Source organism: Psychrilyobacter sp., from assembly GCF_049671765.1.
Taxonomy (GTDB): Bacteria; Fusobacteriota; Fusobacteriia; order Fusobacteriales; family Fusobacteriaceae; genus Psychrilyobacter.
This window is the reverse complement of sequence record NZ_JBATVM010000032.1, coordinates 1-3,529: the sequence shown is the minus strand read 5'-3', so window position 1 is coordinate 3,529 and position 3,529 is coordinate 1. Positions and strand designations below refer to the sequence as shown.

3 protein-coding genes are annotated in these 3,529 nt (G+C 35.4%); all 3 read right to left on the bottom strand.

The window, feature by feature from the left end; genetic code table 11:
• Positions 1-121: 121 nt before the first annotated feature.
• A complete protein-coding gene (grdB, locus tag WBG30_RS01435) occupies positions 122-1,414 on the bottom strand; it encodes a glycine reductase complex selenoprotein B (RefSeq protein ID WP_424502861.1) in 1,293 nt (430 codons plus the stop codon).
• 284 nt (positions 1,415-1,698) lie between these two features.
• Positions 1,699-2,175 (bottom strand): glycine/sarcosine/betaine reductase complex selenoprotein A, encoded by a 477-nt coding sequence (grdA, locus tag WBG30_RS01430; protein ID WP_424502860.1) that lies wholly within the window; start codon positions 2,173-2,175, stop codon positions 1,699-1,701.
• Between the two features lie 70 nt (positions 2,176-2,245).
• The coding region (locus WBG30_RS01425; protein ID WP_424502859.1) for a glycine/sarcosine/betaine reductase component B subunit at positions 2,246-3,529 on the bottom strand (1,284 nt) is incomplete at its 5' end.

Here is a 3,529-nt window from a genome sequence, read left to right as displayed (position 1 = left end):
GCTGCTCCTTTTAAAACTGCAAAATTCATCTTTTATTCCTCCGATTATATTATTATATATATTTATATCACTATTAAAATAAGGGAAAGAGACTAAACCTCTTCCCCTTATTTAGGTTTAATTATTTAACGTCAAATACTGTTTGATCAGTAACTTCAGTTGTTAAAGCTTCTAAAGCTGTTCTTACAATGTCTTTTCTTAATTTAAATTGGTCTTCCTCAGGTAATGCAGGGTCTCCAAATGGATGTGGTATTGCGATTGCAGGAACTATTCTGTTCGCTCCTACTGTTAGAGAGATAGGAACTACAGTACAAAGGTGTACTACAGGTATTCCACTTCTTTCTATTTCTTTTACCATCGTTGCACCGCAACGAGTACAAGTTCCTCATGTAGAAGTTAGGATTACTCCGTCTACTCCTGCAGCAACTAGTTCTTTTGTGAATTCAGCTGCGAACGCTTTCGAGTTCTTTACTGAAGTTCCGTTTCCTGTTGTAGAATAGTAGTAAGGATGGATAGATCCGATTACTCCTTCAGCTTCAAATGCTCTTAAAGCGTCAGTAGGAACTACTACGTTTGGATTTGCGTTAGCATATGTAGGGTCGAATCCTCCATGAGCAGTTTCACCCATATTGTCTAATTCGTACTTACCATATTTTTGAGCTGATGAAGCTTCGATTCTATCTGGGTTTCCAGAAGGAACCATTCCACCAGAAGTAACTAGAGCTATTTTAGCTTTAGATAAGTCTTTGATTGCTGCTCCCGGTTCAACATGATCAAATGTTGGCATTGGATACTCAGTTTCAAATGCTTCACCTTTTAATTTATTTACTAACATATCTACTGCTCTTTCAGCACCAATTTTTTCAGCGAAATAATTTTGTCTTATTCCTCTTACGTGGTATCCTTCTTCAACTGGAGATCCAATAACTTCATTTCTACCTAATTTTAAAGCAAGAGCTGCTAATGGCTTTATAGCCTTTCTCATTCCTGCTGCTGAGTTAGTTGTAGAAACAATATTAAGATCTTTTCTATACATATCTACACCAGGGTTTTCAATGTACATAGCAGTAACTACAGGAATCCCTAATTGCTCTTTTACAGCTTTAGCGATAGTTCCACAAGCTACTCCATATCTTCCTGCGTTGAAAGCAGGTCCTGCTACAAATAGGTCAGGCTTTGCAGCTTTTACCATTTCTAATATTACTTTTGTAGCTTCTTCAACATTCTCATTTAAATAAGAATCTCCACAAATTACTGTTCCTATTATTTCTGCTGCTTCACCAAATTGTTGCATAAGAGCTAGACCAGGACCTACAACTTCATTTCTGAATTCAGGTTTGATATCAGCTTTTTCTTCTCCACCAATTCCGGCGAAGAATTGATTTATATAGTGAACTACTTTTATTTTATTCATTCAAATCCCCCGTAATTAAGACTATCTTGCCTCGATATTGTATTACTAGGGATTAAATAACCCCTAGTTTATATTATATATGTTTTGATAATTGATCTTGTTAAATTTGTTCTATTATATAGGCTCACCTGAGCCATATGTTCAATGGATTTTTCTGAGAATTATTTAGATTAAAGATTTGGTGTGTGCCTCGCATAAGACACGGTTTTGAATATAAGCACTTAGTTTTTTAGTTATTTTTTGTTGCTATTTGCTGGTTCAGTTATTACAAGTTTTGCGATAAATTAAAGGTATTTACAACCTTCTCCTCTGATTTCGTTCATTTCTTCAACGATTTCTTCTACTTCTAATACCATTTCCATCATTCCTACTTGCTCTTCAAATACGTCAGCGTTAACTGCGTTTTTGAATTGATCTTCTAATACGTGGAATGTAGTTAGTCCTAACGCTACGTTAGCTAATACACCTGAGAATGTAGGGTCTCCCATTGTTACTGTTTCTGCAGCTAAGCCAGATGCCTCTGCCTCTGCTGCTCCTAATATAACTACTAAGTTTTCTGCTCCATATTCAGTTGCGAAATCTTTAATTCTTTTTTGATTCTCTAAATCCATTGCTCCAGCAGCCGTTCAGACAAAGCATTCTGTAGAAGCAAATATTACCTCTACATTAGCCATTGTCTCAGCGCACTCCTTTATAGCTTCTCCAGGTACACCGTCTCTATCTCCGACGATGATTAATTTCTTATTTTCATAATTAAACATGTGATGCCTCCTAATTGTTTTATTGATTTTTTTTAAACGCTATTCTTATAAAAGTTTTATTTATATAAAACTAGTACATTTTAGCTGTTAATTTGTTGAATCCTAATTCGTTTGTTGCACCAGTGATTATTTGTAATTCAGCATCGATGCTTCCATCAGGTCTTAATGAACCGTCAAATCCACCTGATAATGTATCTGTATAGTCTAACATTCCGATAACTTTGTCCATTGGAGCTAAAGTTATCATTTGGTTAGCATTTCCACCAGTTACTACTGCGTTAGCTGCTACATCTGCATCTGCTAATGATTGAGATGATCCATCTCTACCAGCATATTCGTCAGTAACGATAACAGTTTTAACACCTTGAGCTTCTACTTTCTTACAGTTCATGATTAAGTCAGTATCAGGGTTTCCGAATCCCTCTTGAGAGATTACTACACCATCTAATCCTAAGTATTTAGTAAATTTAGCTGTCCAGTCAGAAGATCTTTCTTTATCTGCTAAGTATACGTTTTCATTAGTAATGATGATTCCCATGAAGTTGATTTCTTTTCCATGTTGCTTGTATAAGTTTTTGATGATTGGGTTATTTAAGTGATGGTAAGTTGTGTTTTTGTCACAAGCTGATACACAGTTTCCACTTAAGATAGCTCCATCCATAACTTCAGTTGGATATAAAATAGTTGGTACTATTTTCTTAGCATCTACACCATATACATAAGTATCATGTAAAAGACCTTGAGTTTGCAACATATATACATAAGCTACTTTTGGTAACTCAGGATACTGGTTAGCTTGCTCTAATAAAGGTTTAGTTTCAAATACTTCGATATTATCAGGAGTAAGGTTTTCTCCTAATTTACCTAAGAATGCAGCAACTTTTAATCCAGCCATTCTAACAGCTGCTTCATGAGCGTAAGAGTCCATTCCTTCTTTAGGTTCAATAACCATGCATAAGTTATTTAATTTTGCGAAAGGACTATATTCTGATGCTACACCAGTCATGTCGATTATTCCTTCTTGGAATCCAACAACCTTTCCACAAGTGATTACAGCAGACCCTTTTAATACATGAGTTCTACCTTCACCAACTGTTGTTACCTTTGAGATCATTCCAGGGAAAATACCAGCGTTTCCGCCAACTTTTACTCTAGGCTCGATTACATCTTTAACAGGTGTAATTCTAATTGATTCTCCAGGCTTTGCTAATTCAAGTTTAACATTAGTGATTCTGTCATCCTCTAAAACAATTGCCTTAACTTCTTCCGCATTTACATGTAAAACACCGTTTTCTACTTTTGAGACATCTGCAAATTTTATGTCTGAAATATTAATTTCTCCTAATTCTAAACG